At 74.3% G+C, this 16,316-nt stretch carries 17 protein-coding genes and 1 tRNA gene; 12 read left to right on the top strand and 6 right to left on the bottom strand.

The genetic code is table 11. From position 1 onward, the window contains the following. The first annotated feature begins 7 nt into the window (after positions 1 to 7). Genes PSR1_RS08410 through PSR1_RS08400 form a run of 3 tightly spaced genes read left to right on the top strand, consistent with a single transcriptional unit; the run spans position 8 to position 2,287 of the window. Positions 8 to 211 (top strand): DNA gyrase inhibitor YacG, encoded by a 204-nt coding sequence (locus PSR1_RS08410; RefSeq protein ID WP_059437164.1) that lies wholly within the window; start codon positions 8 to 10, stop codon positions 209 to 211. Beyond that, the gene (locus PSR1_RS08405) at positions 208 to 1,146 is read left to right on the top strand and encodes a D-glycerate dehydrogenase (RefSeq protein ID WP_059437163.1); all 939 of its coding nucleotides are present in this window, start codon (positions 208 to 210) and stop codon (positions 1,144 to 1,146) included. Before PSR1_RS08410 ends, PSR1_RS08405 begins: the two co-directional genes overlap by 4 nt. A gap of 49 nt (positions 1,147 to 1,195) precedes the next feature. Next, complete coding sequence (locus PSR1_RS08400; protein WP_059437162.1) at positions 1,196 to 2,287, top strand: lysylphosphatidylglycerol synthase transmembrane domain-containing protein; 1,092 nt, start codon at positions 1,196 to 1,198, stop codon at positions 2,285 to 2,287. Between the two features lie 16 nt (positions 2,288 to 2,303). On the opposite strand, the gene PSR1_RS08395 is transcribed toward PSR1_RS08400, so the two are convergent. Continuing rightward, on the bottom strand, positions 2,304 to 2,483 hold the full coding sequence (locus tag PSR1_RS08395; protein ID WP_059437161.1) for a hypothetical protein: 180 nt from the start codon (positions 2,481 to 2,483) through the stop codon (positions 2,304 to 2,306). Then, entirely contained in the window at positions 2,483 to 2,647 is a 165-nt protein-coding gene (locus PSR1_RS24170) for a hypothetical protein (protein WP_193388346.1), read from the bottom strand. Before PSR1_RS24170 ends, PSR1_RS08395 begins: the two co-directional genes overlap by 1 nt. A gap of 118 nt (positions 2,648 to 2,765) precedes the next feature. On the opposite strand from PSR1_RS24170, the gene PSR1_RS08390 reads away from it, so the two are divergent. Continuing rightward, a complete protein-coding gene (locus tag PSR1_RS08390) occupies positions 2,766 to 4,838 on the top strand; it encodes a beta-propeller domain-containing protein (protein WP_059437160.1) in 2,073 nt (690 codons plus the stop codon). An 18-nt stretch (positions 4,839 to 4,856) separates the two neighbouring features. Here the strand turns inward: PSR1_RS08390 and PSR1_RS08385 are convergent, their stop codons facing one another. Beyond that, positions 4,857 to 5,633, bottom strand: a complete 777-nt coding sequence (locus PSR1_RS08385) for an enoyl-CoA hydratase/isomerase family protein (protein WP_059437159.1) — start codon at positions 5,631 to 5,633, stop codon at positions 4,857 to 4,859. Positions 5,634 to 5,812: 179 nt separating this feature from the next. Beyond that, a tRNA-Met gene (locus tag PSR1_RS08380) sits at positions 5,813 to 5,886 on the bottom strand. Between the two features lie 225 nt (positions 5,887 to 6,111). Between PSR1_RS08380 and PSR1_RS08375 the strand changes: the two genes are divergently transcribed. The 4 genes from PSR1_RS08375 (at position 6,112) to PSR1_RS08360 (ending at position 10,414) form a co-directional block, all read left to right on the top strand. Further along, positions 6,112 to 7,878 (top strand): methylmalonyl-CoA mutase family protein, encoded by a 1,767-nt coding sequence (locus PSR1_RS08375; protein WP_059437158.1) that lies wholly within the window; start codon positions 6,112 to 6,114, stop codon positions 7,876 to 7,878. 28 nt (positions 7,879 to 7,906) lie between these two features. Next, entirely contained in the window at positions 7,907 to 8,695 is a 789-nt protein-coding gene (locus PSR1_RS08370; protein ID WP_059437157.1) for a class I SAM-dependent methyltransferase, read from the top strand. Continuing rightward, positions 8,692 to 9,114, top strand: a complete 423-nt coding sequence (locus tag PSR1_RS08365; RefSeq protein WP_059437156.1) for a cobalamin B12-binding domain-containing protein — start codon at positions 8,692 to 8,694, stop codon at positions 9,112 to 9,114. Before PSR1_RS08370 ends, PSR1_RS08365 begins: the two co-directional genes overlap by 4 nt. 130 nt (positions 9,115 to 9,244) lie before the next feature. Beyond that, complete coding sequence (locus PSR1_RS08360) at positions 9,245 to 10,414, top strand: C45 family autoproteolytic acyltransferase/hydolase (protein WP_059437155.1); 1,170 nt, start codon at positions 9,245 to 9,247, stop codon at positions 10,412 to 10,414. 2 nt (positions 10,415 to 10,416) lie between these two features. Here the strand turns inward: PSR1_RS08360 and moaA are convergent, their stop codons facing one another. Then, positions 10,417 to 11,421 carry a GTP 3',8-cyclase MoaA gene (moaA, locus tag PSR1_RS08355; protein ID WP_059437154.1) on the bottom strand — a complete coding sequence of 335 codons (1,005 nt, stop codon included), beginning with the start codon at positions 11,419 to 11,421 and terminating at the stop codon, positions 10,417 to 10,419. A 175-nt stretch (positions 11,422 to 11,596) separates the two neighbouring features. Further along, complete coding sequence (locus PSR1_RS08350; RefSeq protein ID WP_059437153.1) at positions 11,597 to 12,670, bottom strand: HD domain-containing phosphohydrolase; 1,074 nt, start codon at positions 12,668 to 12,670, stop codon at positions 11,597 to 11,599. Positions 12,671 to 12,827: 157 nt separating this feature from the next. Between PSR1_RS08350 and lipA the strand changes: the two genes are divergently transcribed. From lipA to PSR1_RS08330, 4 genes are all read left to right on the top strand, one after another. Beyond that, a complete protein-coding gene (lipA, locus tag PSR1_RS08345; RefSeq protein ID WP_059437152.1) occupies positions 12,828 to 13,808 on the top strand; it encodes a lipoyl synthase in 981 nt (326 codons plus the stop codon). 14 nt (positions 13,809 to 13,822) lie between these two features. Then, the gene (locus PSR1_RS08340; RefSeq protein WP_059437151.1) at positions 13,823 to 15,016 is read left to right on the top strand and encodes a thiamine pyrophosphate-dependent dehydrogenase E1 component subunit alpha; all 1,194 of its coding nucleotides are present in this window, start codon (positions 13,823 to 13,825) and stop codon (positions 15,014 to 15,016) included. Between the two features lie 13 nt (positions 15,017 to 15,029). Next, positions 15,030 to 16,004, top strand: a complete 975-nt coding sequence (locus PSR1_RS08335; RefSeq protein ID WP_059437150.1) for an alpha-ketoacid dehydrogenase subunit beta — start codon at positions 15,030 to 15,032, stop codon at positions 16,002 to 16,004. A 13-nt stretch (positions 16,005 to 16,017) separates the two neighbouring features. Beyond that, the coding region (locus PSR1_RS08330; protein WP_304511063.1) for a biotin/lipoyl-containing protein at positions 16,018 to 16,316 on the top strand (299 nt) is incomplete at its 3' end.

The following is a 16,316-nucleotide window of genomic DNA, read 5'->3' as shown; positions in this document are numbered from 1 at the left end:
CCGCGGCGTGGCCACCCCGAAGTGCCCGATCTGCGGCCGCGCCGTCGCGCCGCGCCCCGCCAATCGCGCGTTCCCGTTCTGCTCGGACCGCTGCAAGCTCATCGACCTCGGCAAGTGGCTGGGCGAGGAGTACCGGATCCCCGGCCCGCGCGCCGGCGACGGGGCCGAGGCGCCGGAGCGGCCGGAGGACCGCGAGGAGGACGAACCGTGAAGCCCGTGCTGGTCCTGGCGCGGCCGCTGCCGCACGCCGACCTCGGCGCGCTCGCCGGCCGGTTCGAGCTCCGCGGCGGCGACGCCGCGCTGCCCCGCGCCGAGCTCGCGGCGGCGGTGCGCGACGCGGACGTGCTGGTGGTCACCTACCTCGACCGCGTGGACGCGCCGCTCCTCGAGGGCGCGCCGCGGCTCCGCCACCTCGCCTCCTACGGCATCGGCGTGAACCACCTCGACCTCGGCGCCTGCCGCGCGCGCGGGCTGTGCGTGACCAACACGCCGGACGTGGTCACCGCCGCCACCGCCGACCACGCCTGGGCGCTCCTGCTCGCGGCCGCGCGCCGCGTCGCCGAGGGCGACCGGGTGATCCGCGCCGGCGGGTGGACCAGCGTGGACCCTGCGTGGATGCTCGGCACCGAGGTGAGCGGGAAGACGCTCGGCCTGGTGGGCCTCGGGCGCATCGGCCAGGCCGTGGCGCAGCGCGCCGCCGGGTTCGGGATGCGGCTCCTCTACGCGGCGCCGCGCGACGCCGGCTTCCCGGGCGCGCGCCGGGTGGAGCTCGACGAGCTGCTCGCCGCCTCCGACTTCGTCAGCCTGCACGTGCCGCTCACGCCCGCGACCGAGGGCCTCGTGGACCGGGCGCGCCTGGCGCGCATGAAGCCCGGCGCCATCCTGGTGAACACGGCGCGCGGGCAGGTGGTGGACGACGCGGCGCTGGTCGAGGCGCTCGCCTCCGGCCGGCTCGCCGCCGCGGGCCTCGACGTCTTCCGCGACGAGCCGAGGGTCCCGGAGGCGTTCCTGCGCCTCCCGAACGTGGTGCTCACGCCGCACCTCGGCTCGGGCACGCGCGAGACCCGCGCCGCCATGACGCGGATGGTGCTCGACGAGGTGCTCCGGGTGGCGTCCGGCGAGGCGCCCCGCCACCCCGTGCCGTAGCGCGCGAGCCTCGCGCCCGCCGGCCGTCGCCGTGGTATGACGGGCGGCCATGTCCGAGCCCGCACCCAGCCCACCGCGTGCCAGGACGCACCGCTGGGCGCAGGTGATCGCCGGCCTGGCGATCTCGGCCGTCGCGCTCTGGCTCACGCTGCGGGGCAAGGACCTCGGCGGCATCGGCCAGGCGCTCCGCGACGCCGACTACCGCTACCTCTGGCTATACCTGCCGTTCCTGGCGGCGATCCACCTGCTGCGCACGGTGAGGTGGGGCCTGCTGCTCGAGCCGGTCGCGAAGGTGCCCTTCGGGCGCCTCAACGCCGTCTCCGCCGTCGGCATCATGGCGCTCTCGCTGCTGCCGTTCCGGCTGGGCGAGTTCGCGCGGCCGTACCTCGTCGCCGACCGGCCCCGGCTGCGCGTCTCGAGCGCGCTGTCGTCGGTGGTGGTGGAGCGGGTGGCCGACGGGATCTTCACCGGGCTGCTGCTCATGGTGTCGCTCCTGTCGGTGCCGGAGGGCACGCCCGGGCTCCGCGTCATCCGCACCGCCGGCGTGGTGGTGTCGCTCGCGTTCTTGGCGCTGCTCGCGTTCCTGGTGGGCGCGTACCGGAACCGGGCGCTGGCGGTGTCGCTCGCCACCCGCCTCGCCACGCCCATCTCGCCGCGGCTCGCCGCGCGCGGGGCGGGGATGCTGGACGCGTTCATCCACGGCCTGCGGCTGGTGCCGTCGGGGCGGAAGGTGGCGCTGTTCTTCGCGCTGACCGCGATCTACTGGGGCGTGAACGTCTGGGGCATGCAGGTGCTGGCGCGCGGCTTCGGGTTCGACCTGGGCGCCGCGGCGGCCTGCACCGTGCTCGGGGTGCTGGTGGTGGGGGTGATGATCCCCGCCGGTCCCGGCATGGTGGGGACGTTCCAGGGCGCGGTGGTGCTCGGCCTGAGCCTGGTCGCGCCGGGCGCGGCGGTCGCCACGCACGGCGTCGCCTACGCGAACGTGCTCTGGGCGGCGCAGATCGGCGCGCAGGTCGCGGTGGGCCTGCCGTTCCTGTTCTCCCGGCACATCGAGCTGGGGCGCCTGTTCACCGCGCCGCGCGAGGTGGAGGCGGGCCTCGAGGACGAGGAGACGGAGTACCGCGCCGGTCAGGGCCGCTGAGGCCGGCGGGTCGCGATCAGGGCAGCGCCGGGGCGGGATCGCGCAGGACGGCCCGGGCGGCGCGGTCGAGGACCTCCTCGAGCTCGCCCAGGAACCCGGCGTCCACCGCGCGATCGATCTCGGCCAGGAACGGGTCCAGCTCCGAGGCGGCGGCGTCCTCGAAGGGCAGGAACAGCGTGCGGGGGCGGGGCGCCATCACAGCTCCTCCTCGAGCCAGCGCAGCAGCGCGTCCTTGATCCGGTCCGCGGGGCGGTTGCGGGGGAGCGGCGCCGGCGGCGGCGCCTCCGGGGCGCGGAGCGGCAGCTCGGGCGGGGGAGCCTGCTCGGTGCGCGTGGCCAGCAGCTGCGCGGTCTTCCGCATCCGGTATCCTCCGATATCGGAACCTTCGTACCACGCTTCAGTGACACGTCAAGGAACCGTCCGCCCGTGTTCCGGCCCGGGGTGGGAGAATGATCGGCCTGGCCGGAAGGAGCCGCCCATGTCCGCTCCGCGCACCCTCGTCCTCTCGCTCGCCGCCGTCCTCGCCGCGTCCGCCGCCTGCCGGGGCGGCGATGGCGGCGGTCGCCGCGCGCCCGCGCTGCCGGCGCCCGCCGCGGTGGACCGGTCGCCCAGCCTCGCCCCCGCCGCGAGCTGCGAGGCGCTCGAGGCTGCCATCGAGGACGCCCTGGTGCTGCAGATGCGGAGCGAGCTCGAGCAGCTCCGGCTGAGCTGGGGCGGCTGGGGCGGCGTGCCGGTCGGCGGGGCCCCGGGGGACGCCGGGTCGCCCGCGCCGTCCGGCTACACGACCACCAACGCGCAGGTGGCCGGCGTGGACGAGGCGGACTTCGTCCAGAACGACGGCACGCGCATCGCCGCGCTCGCCGACGGCCGGCTGCACCTGCTGGCGAGCTGGCCGGCGGACGCGCTGGCGGAGCGGGCCTCGGTGGCGATCGAGGGCTGGCCGCGGGAGCTGTTCCTGGCCGGCGACCGCGTGGTGGTGTTCAGCACGCTCTACGTGCCGCGCGCCCTGGAGGGCGACGCGCCGATCTGCGGCGGGCCGGGCATGGGCGCGCCTGGCGTGGCGAGCGACGCGATCTGGTGCGGCCACGACGCGAGCAACGTGACCAAGGTGACCACGCTCGACGTGACCGACCTCGCCGCGCCGAGGGTGGCCGCCGAGATCTACCTGCCGGGCAGCTACCTCGCCGCGCGCCGCATCGGCGCGCGCGTGCGCCTCGTGACCACCGACGAGCTCCCGTACCCCGAGGGCGTCGCGTACTGGCCGCCGCTGGCGCCGGGCGCGAGCGCCGACGAGCGCGACCGGGCCTTCGCGGCCCTGGAGGACGCGAACGAGGCGCTCATCCGCGCCCGCCCGCTGGAGGACTGGCTCCGCCGCGGGGAGGTGAAGCGGGCCGACGGCACGAGCGCGCCGATCGCGTACGCGTGCACCGACTTCGCGCTGGGCGCCGCGCCGGTCCGCCCCGGCATCCTGACCGTCGCCACGATCGATCTCGACCGGCAGGCGCTCGCCTCCAGCACCTCGGTGCTGGCCCGGGCCGGCGTGGTGTACGCGTCGCGCGACACGCTCTACGCCGCCGCGAGCCACTGGTGGTGGTGGCCCATGCCGGGCCAGGCCGACGCGACCTACCTGCACGCGTTCGACCTCCGCGATCCCGACCGCGCCCCGTATCTCGGCTCCGGCGTGGTGGACGGGACGCTCGACGACCCGTACCAGCTCGACGAGCACGAGGGCGCGCTGCGGGTGGCGAGCACGCTCGCGACGCGGGTCGCCGGGAGCGACCCGTGGGGCGCCGTGGAGCGCGCCAGCCAGCTGACCGTGCTCGGCCTCGCCGACGGCGCGCTGCGCACGCTCGGGAAGACCGCGCCGTTCGGCCGCGACGAGACGCTCTTCGCGACCCGCTTCCTCGGCCCGCGCGGCTTCGCGGTCACCGCGCGCCAGATCGACCCGTTCTTCACCTTCGACCTGTCCGATCCGGCCAGCCCGCGGCTCGTCGGCGAGCTCGAGCTCCCCGGCTTCATCGGCTACCTGCACCCGCTCGACGCGACGCACCTGCTCGGCGTCGGCCGCGAGCCCGGCCCCGGCGGCAGCATGCAGGTGAAGGTGCAGCTCCTCGACGTCACCGACCTCGCCGCCCCCGTCGCGGTGGCGACCGCGCTGGTCGGGGAGGGGTGGAGCTGGTCGGACGCGCTCTGGGACCCGCACGCGTTCACCTGGTTCCCCGGCGCCGCGGGCGGCGGCCTGCTCGCGATCCCGTTCGTGGACTACGGCACGAGCGGGCTCGTCTCCGACCTGCGGCTGTTCCGGGTGGACCCCGCCACCGGCATCACGCCCGCCGGCGCGCTCTCGATGGCCGACGTGTACGCGAGCGCGTCGGGGCCGGGCTGGAGCTTCGCCTGGTCGCCGTACGTGCGCCGCAGCGTGCTCGCCGACGACCCGATCACCGGGACGTTCGTGTACGCCGTGAGCGACGCCGGCGTCCGCTCGGCGCGCGTCGCCGACCTGCCCGCGTGGCTGCGGACGGTGGCGTTCACGCCGCTCGCGGCGCCCTGATCCCGGCCGCCGCCGGGCCTACCGCTCCTTCCAGGTGGGCGCGCGCTTGCCCAGGAACGCGCGCACGCCCTCCACCGCGTCCTCGGTGGCGGCGAGCGTGGCGAAGAGGTCGTCGGCGAGGTCGATGCGCTCGAGGGCGGGCAGGTCGGGGAGCCGGTTCAGGCCCTCCTTCCCGATGCGCAGCGCGAGCGGGCTCTTCGCGGCGACCTTCTGCGCGAGCTTCAGCGCCTCGTCGGCGAGCGCCGCCTCCGGCACCACCCGGTTCACCAGGCCGAGCGCCAGCGCGTCCGCCGCGCTCACCAGCTCGCCGGTCAGCAAGAGCTCCGCCGCCTTCTTCCGCCCGATGAGCCGCGCCATCGCCGCCGCCGGGCCGAGGCAGATGAGCCCCACGTTGATGGCGGTGGTGCCGAACCGCGCCGTGTCCGCCGCGACGGTGAGGTCGCAGGCGAACGCGAGCCCGGCGCCGTTCGCCACCGCGTAGCCCTGCACCGCCGCGATGGTCACGGTCCGCATGCGCGCGATCGTCCGGTAGAACGCGTCGATGCGCTGCAGGAACTCGCGGTACTCGCGCTGCGTCCGCGGCGTGAACTGCTCGAGCGCGATCCCGGTGCAGAAGTTCTTCCCCGCGCCCTCCACGATGACGACCGTCACCTCCGGATCGTCCTCCATCGTCCGCAGCGCCTGGTCGAGCTGGTCGGCGAAGGGGAGGGTGAAGGTGTTCATCGCCTCCGGCCGGTGGAGCGTGATCCAGCCGATGCGGCCTTCCTTCCTGGTCCTGACGAGCACGTCGTTCATGGGATCCCCTGGGCGGTGGAGCGGGTGGGGGCGGCGAGACTCGCCCCCGAGCTTTTCACGATCGGCGCACCGGGCGCGCGCCCGAAGTTCGGGCCGCGCGACGTGCGGGCACGAAAAAGGCGCCGCGGACCGGGGTCCAGGGCGCCGAATTCGTTCAAGGTTGCGCGGGCTTGGAAGAGTGGTGAGGGGGAGAATCGAACTCCCGACCTAGGGATTATGAGACCCTCGCTCTAGCCGACTGAGCTACCTCACCGGTCCTGCGGAACGCGGGTTCATATCCCTCTCGCCGGGAACGCGTCAAGCGCGGCGCGCGCCCGGCCGCCTGGCCGCCGGGAGGGCGCCGGCCGGCGACGGCGCGGCGCGGCGAGGAGCGGTCCCGCACCGCCGGTCCCGGCGGCCCCGCGAGGCGACCTGACCTGCCGCGCTCGCTCGGGTTAGATCTGCGCGAGGCAACCAGCGCTCACAGCGAGGGGAATCCATGGGCTCGAAGCCGGCGAAGGACCAGACGCGGCGGGTGGAGAAGCGGGGCGACACGCCGAAGGCGCCGGACCGCGCCGAGCGGCCGCTGTACGGGCGCGACGAGATCGCGCGGGTGCTGGAGGCGCGGGACCGCTGGACGCAGGACGAGCTGGCCGAGGCGCTGGCGCGGCTGCCGCGCCGCAAGGCCGCCTTCCAGACCGACTCCGGCATCCCCATCCCCGACGTGATCGACCCGGCCCACCTGCCGGAGCACGACTTCCTGCGCGACGTGGGCTACCCGGGCGCGTACCCGTTCACCCGGGGTCCGCAGCCGACCATGTACCGGGGCCGGCTCTGGACCATGCGCCAGTTCGCGGGCTTCGGCACGCCCGCCGACACGAACAAGCGCTTCAAGTACCTGCTCGCCCACGGCGTGAACGGGCTCTCCACCGCCTTCGACATGCCGGCGCTCATGGGCTACGACGCCGACCACCCGATGAGCCGTGGCGAGGTGGGCAAGGAGGGCGTCGCCATCTCCACCCTGGAGGACTTCGAGGTCCTGTTCGACGGGATCCCGCTCGGCGACGTCACCACCTCCATGACCATCAACGCGACCGCGGTGATCGCGCTCGCCATGTACGTGGCGGTGGCGGAGAAGCAGGGCGTGCCGCGCGCGAGGCTGGGCGGCACGCTCCAGGCCGACATGCTGAAGGAGTACATCGCGCAGAAGGAGTGGATGATCCCGCCCACGCCGGCGGTCCGCATCGTCTGCGACATGATCGAGTTCTGCGCGAAGGAGATGCCGCGCTGGAACCCGGTCTCGATCAGCGGCTACCACATCCGCGAGGCGGGGGCGACCGCGCTGCAGGAGCTGGCGTTCACGCTCGCCGACGGCATCGAGTACGTGCAGGAGTGCGTGGACCGCGGCATGGACGTGGACGCGTTCGCGCCGCGCCTCTCGTTCTTCTGGGACGTGCACAACGACCTCTTCGAGGAGGTCGCGAAGTTCCGCGCCGCGCGCCGGATCTGGGCGCGCACCATGAAGGAGCGCTTCGGCGCGAAGAAGCGCGAGTCGCTGCTGCTCCGCACCCACGCGCAGACCGCCGGCGTGTCGCTCACGGCCCAGCAGCCCTACAACAACGTGGTCCGCGTGGCGCTCCAGGCGTTCGCGGCGGTGCTGGGCGGCACCCAGTCGCTGCACACCAACTCGCTCGACGAGACCTACGCGCTCCCCACCGAGGAGGCGGTCACGGTCGCGCTGCGCACGCAGCAGATCATCGCGCACGAGTCCGGCGCCGACCGCGTGGTGGACCCGCTCGCCGGCAGCTACTACGTCGAGTACCTCACCGACGAGATGGAGCGGCGGGCCATCGAGTACCTCCGGCGCATCGACGACATGGGCGGCATGCTCCGCGCGGTGGAGGAGGGCTACCCGCAGCGCGAGATCGCCGAGAGCGCCTACCGCTGGCAGCGCGACGTGGAGAGCAACGAGCGGCTGGTGGTGGGCGTGAACGCGTTCCAGGCGCGCGAGGAGCAGCAGATCCCGCTCCTCCGGATCGACGAGACCGTCGCGCGCGAGCAGGTGGAGCGCCTGAAGGCGGTGAAGGGCCGGCGCAGCGCCGCGCGGGTGGCCGAGACGCTGGCGGCCGTGGAGCGGGCGGCGCGCGAGGGGACGAACGTGGTCCCGCCGGTCATCGAGGCGGTGAAGGCCTACGCGACGCTGGGCGAGATCGCCGACACCTTCCGCAAGGTGCACGGGACCTACCGCGAGGACGGCCGGTTCTAGCCCGGGCGCGTTCCGGTACACTGGGCGGGTGGACGGCTCCCCCGCGCCGCACTGGTCCGACGGCTACTACGGCGCGCTCTACCTCGAGCCGATCGCCGACCTGCTCACCCCGCGCCTGACGGCGCTGGAGGCCGAGGTCGTCGCGGGCCTGCTCCGGCTCGGCCCGCGCGACCTCGTGCTCGACCTCGCCTGCGGGCACGGGCGCCACGCGCGGGCGCTGGCGGGCCGGGTCCGCGCGGTGGTGGGGCTCGAGCGCAGCGCCGCGTACCTGGCGCGCGCCCGGGCCGCGACCCCGGCGCCCGTCGGCGGGCCGGGCCCGGCCTGGCTCCGCGCGGACCTCCGCGCGCTGCCGCTGCGACCGGGTGCGTTCGACGCCGCGTTCTCCTGGTACGCCTCGCTGTTCATGTTCGACGACGCCGGGAACGCCGCGTGCCTCGCGGCGCTCGCGGCCGCGATCCGGCCGGGCGGGCGGCTCCTCGTGCACCACGCGAACCCGCTCCGCCTCGCGCGCCAGCCGCGCGACGCGTCGCGTCGCACCCTGCCGGACGGCTCGGTGGTGGAGGAGACCTCCGAGTTCGACCCGGCCACCGGAGTGGACCGCTGCCACCGGCGCCTGGTCCGCCCCTCCGGCGCGGTGTTGGCGGGCACGGCGGAGTTGCGGTACTACAGGCCTTCCGAGTGGAGGTCCCTGGCCGCTGGCGCCGGCCTCCGCATCCTGGAGCTGACGAGCACGACCGGCGCGGGGGAGCACCCGCGCCGCGAGCTGGATCCCGAAGCGCCGGATCTCATCGCCCTCTTGGAGAAGCCGATCACATGAGCCCCGCCACCGAGCGCCCCCTCCGCATCCTCGTCGCCAAGCCCGGCCTCGACGGCCACGATCGCGGCGCCAAGATCATCGCCCGCGCCCTGCGCGACGGCGGCTTCGAGGTCATCTACACCGGCCTGCACCAGACGCCGGAGATGATCGTGGCCGCCGCCGTCCAGGAGGACGTGGACGCGATCGGCCTGTCCATCATGTCCGGCGCGCACATGACGCTGTTCCCGGCGGTGATCGAGCTGCTGGGGGAGAAGGGCGCCTCGGACATCGTGGTGTTCGGCGGCGGGATCATCCCGCAGGACGACGTGCCGCGCCTGAAGGAGAAGGGCACCGCCGAGGTGTTCCTGCCCGGCTCCTCCACCCAGGCGATCATCGAGTGGATCCGCGCGAACATCCGCCCGCGCGCGGCGGCCGCCTAGCCGCGCCGGCGACCGCCGGGCGCCCGCCCGCTCGCCCGCCGGCGCGCGAGGTCGCACGCGTTCGGCAGTGACCCCAGCGGTGCCCCCGGAGCGCCCTCCGCCGGCCTAGTGTCTCCTGCGGGAGGCGCTCATGGCTGCACGCGTGGAGGAGCGGATCGTCGCGGGCGGCGACGGCGGCGCGCTCGTCGTCCACCACCTGGTGCTGCGCGGCTCGAACCGCGCCATCGGGCGCCACCTCGGGGAGATCGCCCGGACCCGCTACGGCGTGGAGGCGACCGCCGCGCGCGACCCGCTGCGCGTCCGCGTGCAGGCCGAGTGGCTCCGGCGGAACGCGCCGGTGCTCCACGAGCGCGTGCGCGGCGCCGCGGATGCGTTCGGGGTGGACGCGGGCGACGACGCCTACGACGTCTCGCGGCTGGGGGCGCCGCCGCCGGTGGCGGGCTGCTCCGCCGCGTTCGTGCCGCCGCGCGACGCCGCCGGCGGCCACCCGCTCGTCTCGCGCGCGTTCGACCACGCGATGCCGTGCGGGAACCGGCCGCGGGGCTGCGGGCCGGGCGCCGACCGGCCCTACCTGCTCGAGCTGCACCCGAGCGACGGGCACGCCACGCTCGCGATGGTGGCGTTCGACCTGCTGGGCGGCGCGCTCGACGGGATCAACGCGGAGGGGCTGGCGGTCGTGGCCGCGTCCGACGTGGAGGCGGCCGAGGCGCGTCCGCTCGAGCCGGAGGCGGAGACGGTCGGCCTCGACGAGCTGCAGCTCGGGCGGCACCTGCTCGAGACCTGTGCGAACGCGATCCAGGCGCGCGAGGCGCTGCTCGCGGCCAAGCACCACTACGCCGCGTACCCGGTGCACTGGCTCGTGGCGGACCGCCACGGCGACGCGTTCGCGTTCGAGGTGGGCCTGGGCCGCAACCGCGTGCACCTGCTGGACGCGGCCGGCCTCCCGCTCGTCCTCACCAACCACGCGCTGCACCGCCACCCGGAGGACGAGCCGCTGCCGGCCGGGCCCGGCCCCTCGGGCACCTACGCGCGCTGGCGGGCGCTGCGCGGCGCGCTGGCGGAGGCGGCCGACCCGTGGACGCCTTCGGCGCTCGCCGCGGCGGCGGCGCGCGCGTTCGTGGAGCCGCCGGACGGCCCCGGCGAGCTGCCCGACGATCGGACGCTGTGGCACGGGATCTACGACCTGCGGGAGCGCGCGCTGGAGGTGACGTTCCTCGAGCGCGAGGAGCCGGATCCGCTCCGGCCCGGCGGCCTCCGCTCGGTGCGCACCCCGCCGCTCCGCTTCGAGCTGCGGGACTGACGCTAGCCGCCGGTCCCGATCATCGGCAGCAGCCCGTCGCCGCCGCGCTCCATGTCGTGGCGCTCGCCCTTGCCGAGCAGCGCCGCGCGGATGGCCGCGGCGATCTCCGCGTCGCCCGCGCCGCCGCGCAGCAGCTCCTTCAGCCCGAGCCGCTCGCGGCCGCCCAGGCAGGCGCGCAGCGAGCCGTCGGCGCCGACGCGGACGCGGTTGCAGCCGTCGCAGAAGTTCTCGGTCATGGCGCCGATGAAGCCGACCAGGCCGGTGACGGTCCGGCCCGCGTGCTCGGAGGTGCCGCGCATGTGGTAGGCGGGGCCCCAGCCGCGCGTGGCGTCGGGCTCGAGCCGGACGCCCTGCGCCTCGAGCAGCCGCTTCACCTCGGCGGTGGGCACCGGCTTCCCGGGCCCGAACGGCATCAGCTCGATGAAGCGGGCGGTGGCGCCGAAGCCCCAGGCGAAGCGGGCCAGCGCGCCCAGCTCGTCGTCGTTCTGGCCGCGCACCACCACCACGTTCAGCTTCACCGAGGCGAAGCCGGCGCGGTAGGCGGCCTCGATCCCGGCCACGATCCGCTCCAGCGTGGCGGCGCGGCCGGCGATGCGGTGCAGCTTCTCCGGGTCGAGCGTGTCGAGCGAGACGTTGAGCCGGGTGACGCCGGCCTCGCGGAGCGGGCCGGCGAGGGCCTGCAGCAGGTGGCCGTTGGTGGTGAGCGCCACCTCCTCGATGCCGGGCGCGCGCGCCACCTCGCGGATCACGTCCAGCACGTCGCGGCGCAGCGTGGGCTCGCCGCCGGTCAGGCGCACGCGCCGGATGCCGAGGCCGCCGAAGATGCGGACCAGCCGCGCGACCTCGTCGCGGTCGAGCGGGTCCTCGTGCGTCTCCGGCGCGGCCGGCGAGCAGTAGCTGCACCGGAAGTTGCAGCGATCGGTGAGCGAGAGGCGGAGGTAGACGATCCGGCGACCCTGGCCGTCCACGAGCGGCGCGGCGGCCGGGGAGGGGTGTTCCTGGAGCACGGCGCCTCATACCACCACGGCGGGGGGAGGAGAAAGCCACCGCGAGACCTGCGCGGCCGCGCACAGCCGCGCCCTCAGGCGGTCGAAGGGTCGCCCCTCGACGGGCTCGGGGCGAGCGAAGTCCGGAGATCCGCTCGGGGTGAGCCCGTCGAACCCCGAGCGGCCGGGCCCGGGATCAGATGGGCCGCTCGTCCGACGGCCGCGACAGCTCCAGCAGCTCGTCCTCGCTCAGCGACAGGAACGCGTCGGCGGCCCGCGGGTCGAACTGCGTCCCGGCGCAGCGCAGGATCTCCTTGCGCGCGTTCTCGGTGGAGGTGCGCTTGCGGTAGGGCCGGTCGCTCGTCATCGCGTCGAAGCAGTCGGCGATGGCGAAGATGCGGGCCGAGAGCGGGATGGCCTCGCCGGACAGGCCGCGCGGGTAGCCGCCGCCGTCGAAGCGCTCCTGGTGGCAGAGCACCATCTCGGCGGGCACCTGGAGGAAGTCGACGCTCTTCAGGATGTTGAAGCCGATCTGCGGGTGCTTCCGCATCTCGGTCCACTCCTCCGGCGTCAGCTTCCCCGGCTTCAGCAGGATCGCGTCGGGCACGCCGATCTTGCCGATGTCGTGCAGCAGCGCGCCGCGGCCGACGTCCGGGAGCGCGGCCTCGGGGAGCCCGACGCGGCGGGCGATGGCGAGCGTGTAGCGCACCACCCGCTGCGAGTGGTCGCTGGTCTCGTGCTCGCGCGCGTCGAGCGCGGCCACCAGCGTCCACAGCGTCTGCGAGTAGGTGCTCTCGAGGTCGTGCAGGGTGCGGGAGAGCTCGGCGGTCTTCTCCTTGACCCGGTTCTCGAGGCTGCGGCGGTAGCGCCCGCGCGCCAGCTCCAGGCGCCGGCGGCCGAGCGCCCGCTCGATGGCGCGGATGAGCTCGGTGACCTTGGGCGGCTTCAGCAGGTAGTCGGCCGCGCCGTTGCGCAGGCACTCGACCGCCGCCTCGGTGTCGCCGTACGCGGTCAGCATGATGACCGCCGTGTCGGGCGAGGCCTCGCGCATCTGCTCGAGGAGCCAGAAGCCATCGCGCGCCGGCATGCGCACGTCGCTGATGACGAGCGGGTAGTCGGTCTTGCGGGCCTCGTCCAGCGCCGCCTCGGCGCTCGCCACCGTGGTGCAGACGTATCCTTCCTCGCGGAGGAGCACGGTGATGACGTCCCGGACCGCGGCGTCATCGTCGACGATCAGGATCCGGGTGGCTTCGGGGGCGATCTCCGTCATTCGGAACCGGGGCGGACTGGGCGAACCCAAGAGGGGAGAAGCGCGCGGAGTATAGCATGCAGGTACGCTCCCCAATGTGTAGGGTAGCTGGGGGCGGGCGGGCAAAGGAGCGGCGCGTCTTGACCCGGCTCGAACCCATCGCTACATCGGCGGCGCAATGAGCGTACCCCGCAGCAGCCTGCCGGTCCTCGGCACCGAGGCGCCCACCTCGCGGCGCGACATCGCGACCGCGATGCGCGAGCACGGCATCCCGATGGGCGCCAAGAAGCCGAGCTGGCTCCGGGTGAACGTGCCGGGGGGCGAGCGGTACCAGAAGGTCCGCGAGACGCTGAAGGGGCTCCAGCTCCACACCGTCTGCGCCGAGGCGCACTGCCCGAACGTGGCCGAGTGCTGGGGCGGCGGCACCGCGACCGTCATGCTGATGGGCGACGTGTGCACCCGCGGCTGCCGCTTCTGCAACGTGAAGACGGCCGCCCACCCGCCGGCGCTCGATCCCGACGAGCCGCGCCACCTGGCCGAGGCCATCGCCGAGCTGGGGCTCGACTACATCGTCGTGACCAGCGTGGACCGCGACGACCTGCCCGACGGCGGCGCCGCGCACTTCGCCGACGCGATCCGGCGGCTGAAGGAGATCCCCGGGCTGCTCGTCGAGGTGCTCACGCCGGACTTCCGCGGCGACCCCGCGGCGGTGCGCACCGTCGGCCGCGCCGCCCCGGACGTCTTCGCGAACAACCTCGAGACCGTGCGCCGGCTCACGCCGGCGGTCCGCGACGCGAAGGCCACCTACGACCAGACGCTCGGCGTGCTCGCGCAGATGAAGCGCGAGTTCCCGCAGGTGGTCACGAAGTCGTCGATCATGGTCGGCCTGGGCGAGCAGGAGGCCGAGGTGGTCGAGGCGATGCGGGACCTCCGCGCGAACGGCGTGGAGATCCTCACGCTCGGCCAGTACCTGCGCCCGAGCGCCTGGCACCTTCCGGTGGTGGAGTACGTGTCGCCCGAGCGCTTCGCGGCGTACCGGGACCAGGGGCTCGCCCTCGGGTTCCGGTACGTGGCGAGCGGCCCGCTGGTCCGGTCGTCGTACCGCGCCGCGGAGCTGTTCCTGCGCGGCGAGATCGAGTCGAGGACGAAGCCCCGCTGACAACAGGAGCGAGCATGCGCCGAGAGCACGTGGTGGGTCCGCCGACGAGGCATCACCCGCGCGAGGCACGGGACTACGAGCCCGGCCGGTTCCTGAAGGAGTTCCCGCTCCACACGGTCATCCGCGAGGACGGCTCCGCCGATCCGGACGAGGTGGTCCTGCCGGACGCCGAGGCGCTGCGGCTGTACCGGTGGATGGTGCTGAACCGGGCGCTCGACGAGCGGATGATCACGCTCCAGCGCCAGGGGCGGATCGGCTTCTACATCGGGTCGATCGGCGAGGAGGCCACCGTGCTCGGCACGGCGGCGGCCATGGACGAGCGCGACTGGATCTTCCCGTGCTACCGCGAGCACGGGGCCGCGCTGCTGCGCGGCATGCCGCTCGTCACCTTCGTCTGCGACCTGTTCGGCAACGGCGGCGACGCCATGAAGGGCCGGCAGATGCCCTGCCACGAGGCGTGGCGGCCGGGCCGCTTCACCTCGATCAGCTCGCCCATCGCCACCCAGGTCTCGCAGGCCATGGGCGGCGCCTGGGCGGCGAAGCTGAAGGGCGAGGAGATGGTCGCCATCACCTACTTCGGCGAGGGCGCCACCAGCGCGCACGACTTCCACACCGGCCTGAACTTCGCGGCGGTGCGGAAGATCCCGGTGGTGTTCGTGTGCCGCAACAACGGCTGGGCCATCAGCGTGCCGCGCGAGCGGCAGACCGCCTCCGAGACCATCGCGCAGAAGGCCATCGCCTACGGCATGCGCGGCGAGCGCGTGGACGGGAACGACCTGCTCGCGGTGTACGCCGCCACCCGCCGGGCCCGGGCGCGCGCCGCCGCCGGCGAGGGCCCGACGCTGCTCGAGTGCGTGACCTACCGCATCGAGGGGCACTCCACCTCCGACGACCCGCGCGCGTACCGGCCGGCCGAGCTGGTCGAGCCCTGGAAGCGCAAGGACCCGATCCTGCGCATGCGCCGCTACCTCTCGCGGCGCGGCGCGCTCGACGACGCGCAGGACGCCGCGCTCCGCGACGAGGTGCGCGAGCAGATCCAGGTGGCGCTGAAGGAGGCCGAGGCGTTCCCGGCCAAGCCGCCCATCGAGACGCTCTTCGCCGACGTGTACGAGGAGCCGCTCTGGCAGCAGCGCGAGCAGCTCGCCGAGATCGAGGCGGCGGTGGCCGCGGACCCGCGCGCGGCGAACCCGCGCCACTCCGACGCGTGATACAGGGGGCCGCATGCCCACCATGAACATCATCCAGGCGGTCAACGACGCGCTCCGGATCGAGATGCGCAAGGATCCGGACGTGGTGGTGCTGGGCGAGGACGTCGGCAAGTTCGGCGGCGTGTTCCGCGCCACGCAGGGGCTCTACGACGAGTTCGGCGCCGACCGCGTCATCGACACCCCGCTCGCCGAGGGCGGCATCATCGGCACTGCGGTGGGCATGGCGCTCTACGGCCTGAAGCCCGTGCCGGAGATCCAGTTCGCCGACTTCATCTTCCCGGCGTTCGACCAGATCGTGAACGAGGTGGCGAAGTACCGCTACCGCTCCGGCGGCCAGTACGCCTGCCCCATGGTCATCCGCACGCCGTACGGCGGCGGCATCAAGGGCGGCCACTACCACTCGCAGTCGCCGGAGGCGATGTTCATCCACACCGCCGGCCTGAAGGTGGTCGTGCCGTCCAACCCCTACGACGCCAAGGGGCTCCTCATCAGCGCCATCCGCGACCCGGACCCGGTGCTGTTCTTCGAGCCGAAGCGCGTCTACCGCGCCGCCAAGGGCGACGTCCCCGAGGGCGAGTACGCCGAGCCGCTCGGCAAGGCGAAGATCACGCGCGCCGGGAACCAGGTGACGGTGATGGCCTGGGGCTCGATGTGGCACGAGGTGGACCAGGCCGCGCGCGAGGCGGCGGCCGAGGGCTACGACTGCGAGGTCCTCGACCTGCGCTCGCTCCAGCCGCTCGACCTCGAGACCATCGTGGCCTCGGTGTCGAAGACCGGCCGCGCCATCGTGGTGCACGAGGCGCCGCGCACGTGCGGGTTCGGCGCGGAGATCGCCGCGCTCGTGCAGGAGCGCTGCTTCCTGCACCTGGAGGCGCCGGTGGCGCGCGTCACCGGCTTCGACACGCCGTTCCCGTACACGCTCGAGAACGAGTACCTGCCGCGCGCGCCGCGCATCCTGAAGGCCATCCGCGAGGTGGTCGCCTACTGAGGGGGAGTCGTCCATGGCCTACAAGCTCGAGCTCCCCGACATCGGCGAGGGGGTCGTCGAGGCGGAGGTCCAGCAGTGGTTTGTCGCCCCCGGCGACGCGATCACCGAGGACCAGCCGCTCGTCGAGGTGATGACCGACAAGGCGACGGTGGTGATCCCGTCGCCGAAGCGCGGCAAGGTGGTGAAGCTGTTCTGGAACGTGGGCGACGTCGCCAAGGTGCACTCGCCGCTCGTCGAGATCGAGCTCGACGACGCGCCGCCGCGCCCGGCGCCGGAGGCCCCCGGTCCGCGCCGCCACCGCGGCGGCGACGG

The sequence above is a fragment of the Anaeromyxobacter sp. PSR-1 genome (genome assembly GCF_000964525.1).
Classification (GTDB): Bacteria; Myxococcota; Myxococcia; order Myxococcales; family Anaeromyxobacteraceae; genus Anaeromyxobacter.
Note: the sequence above shows the minus strand (reverse complement) of the source record. Positions and strands in the feature narration are given on the sequence as shown.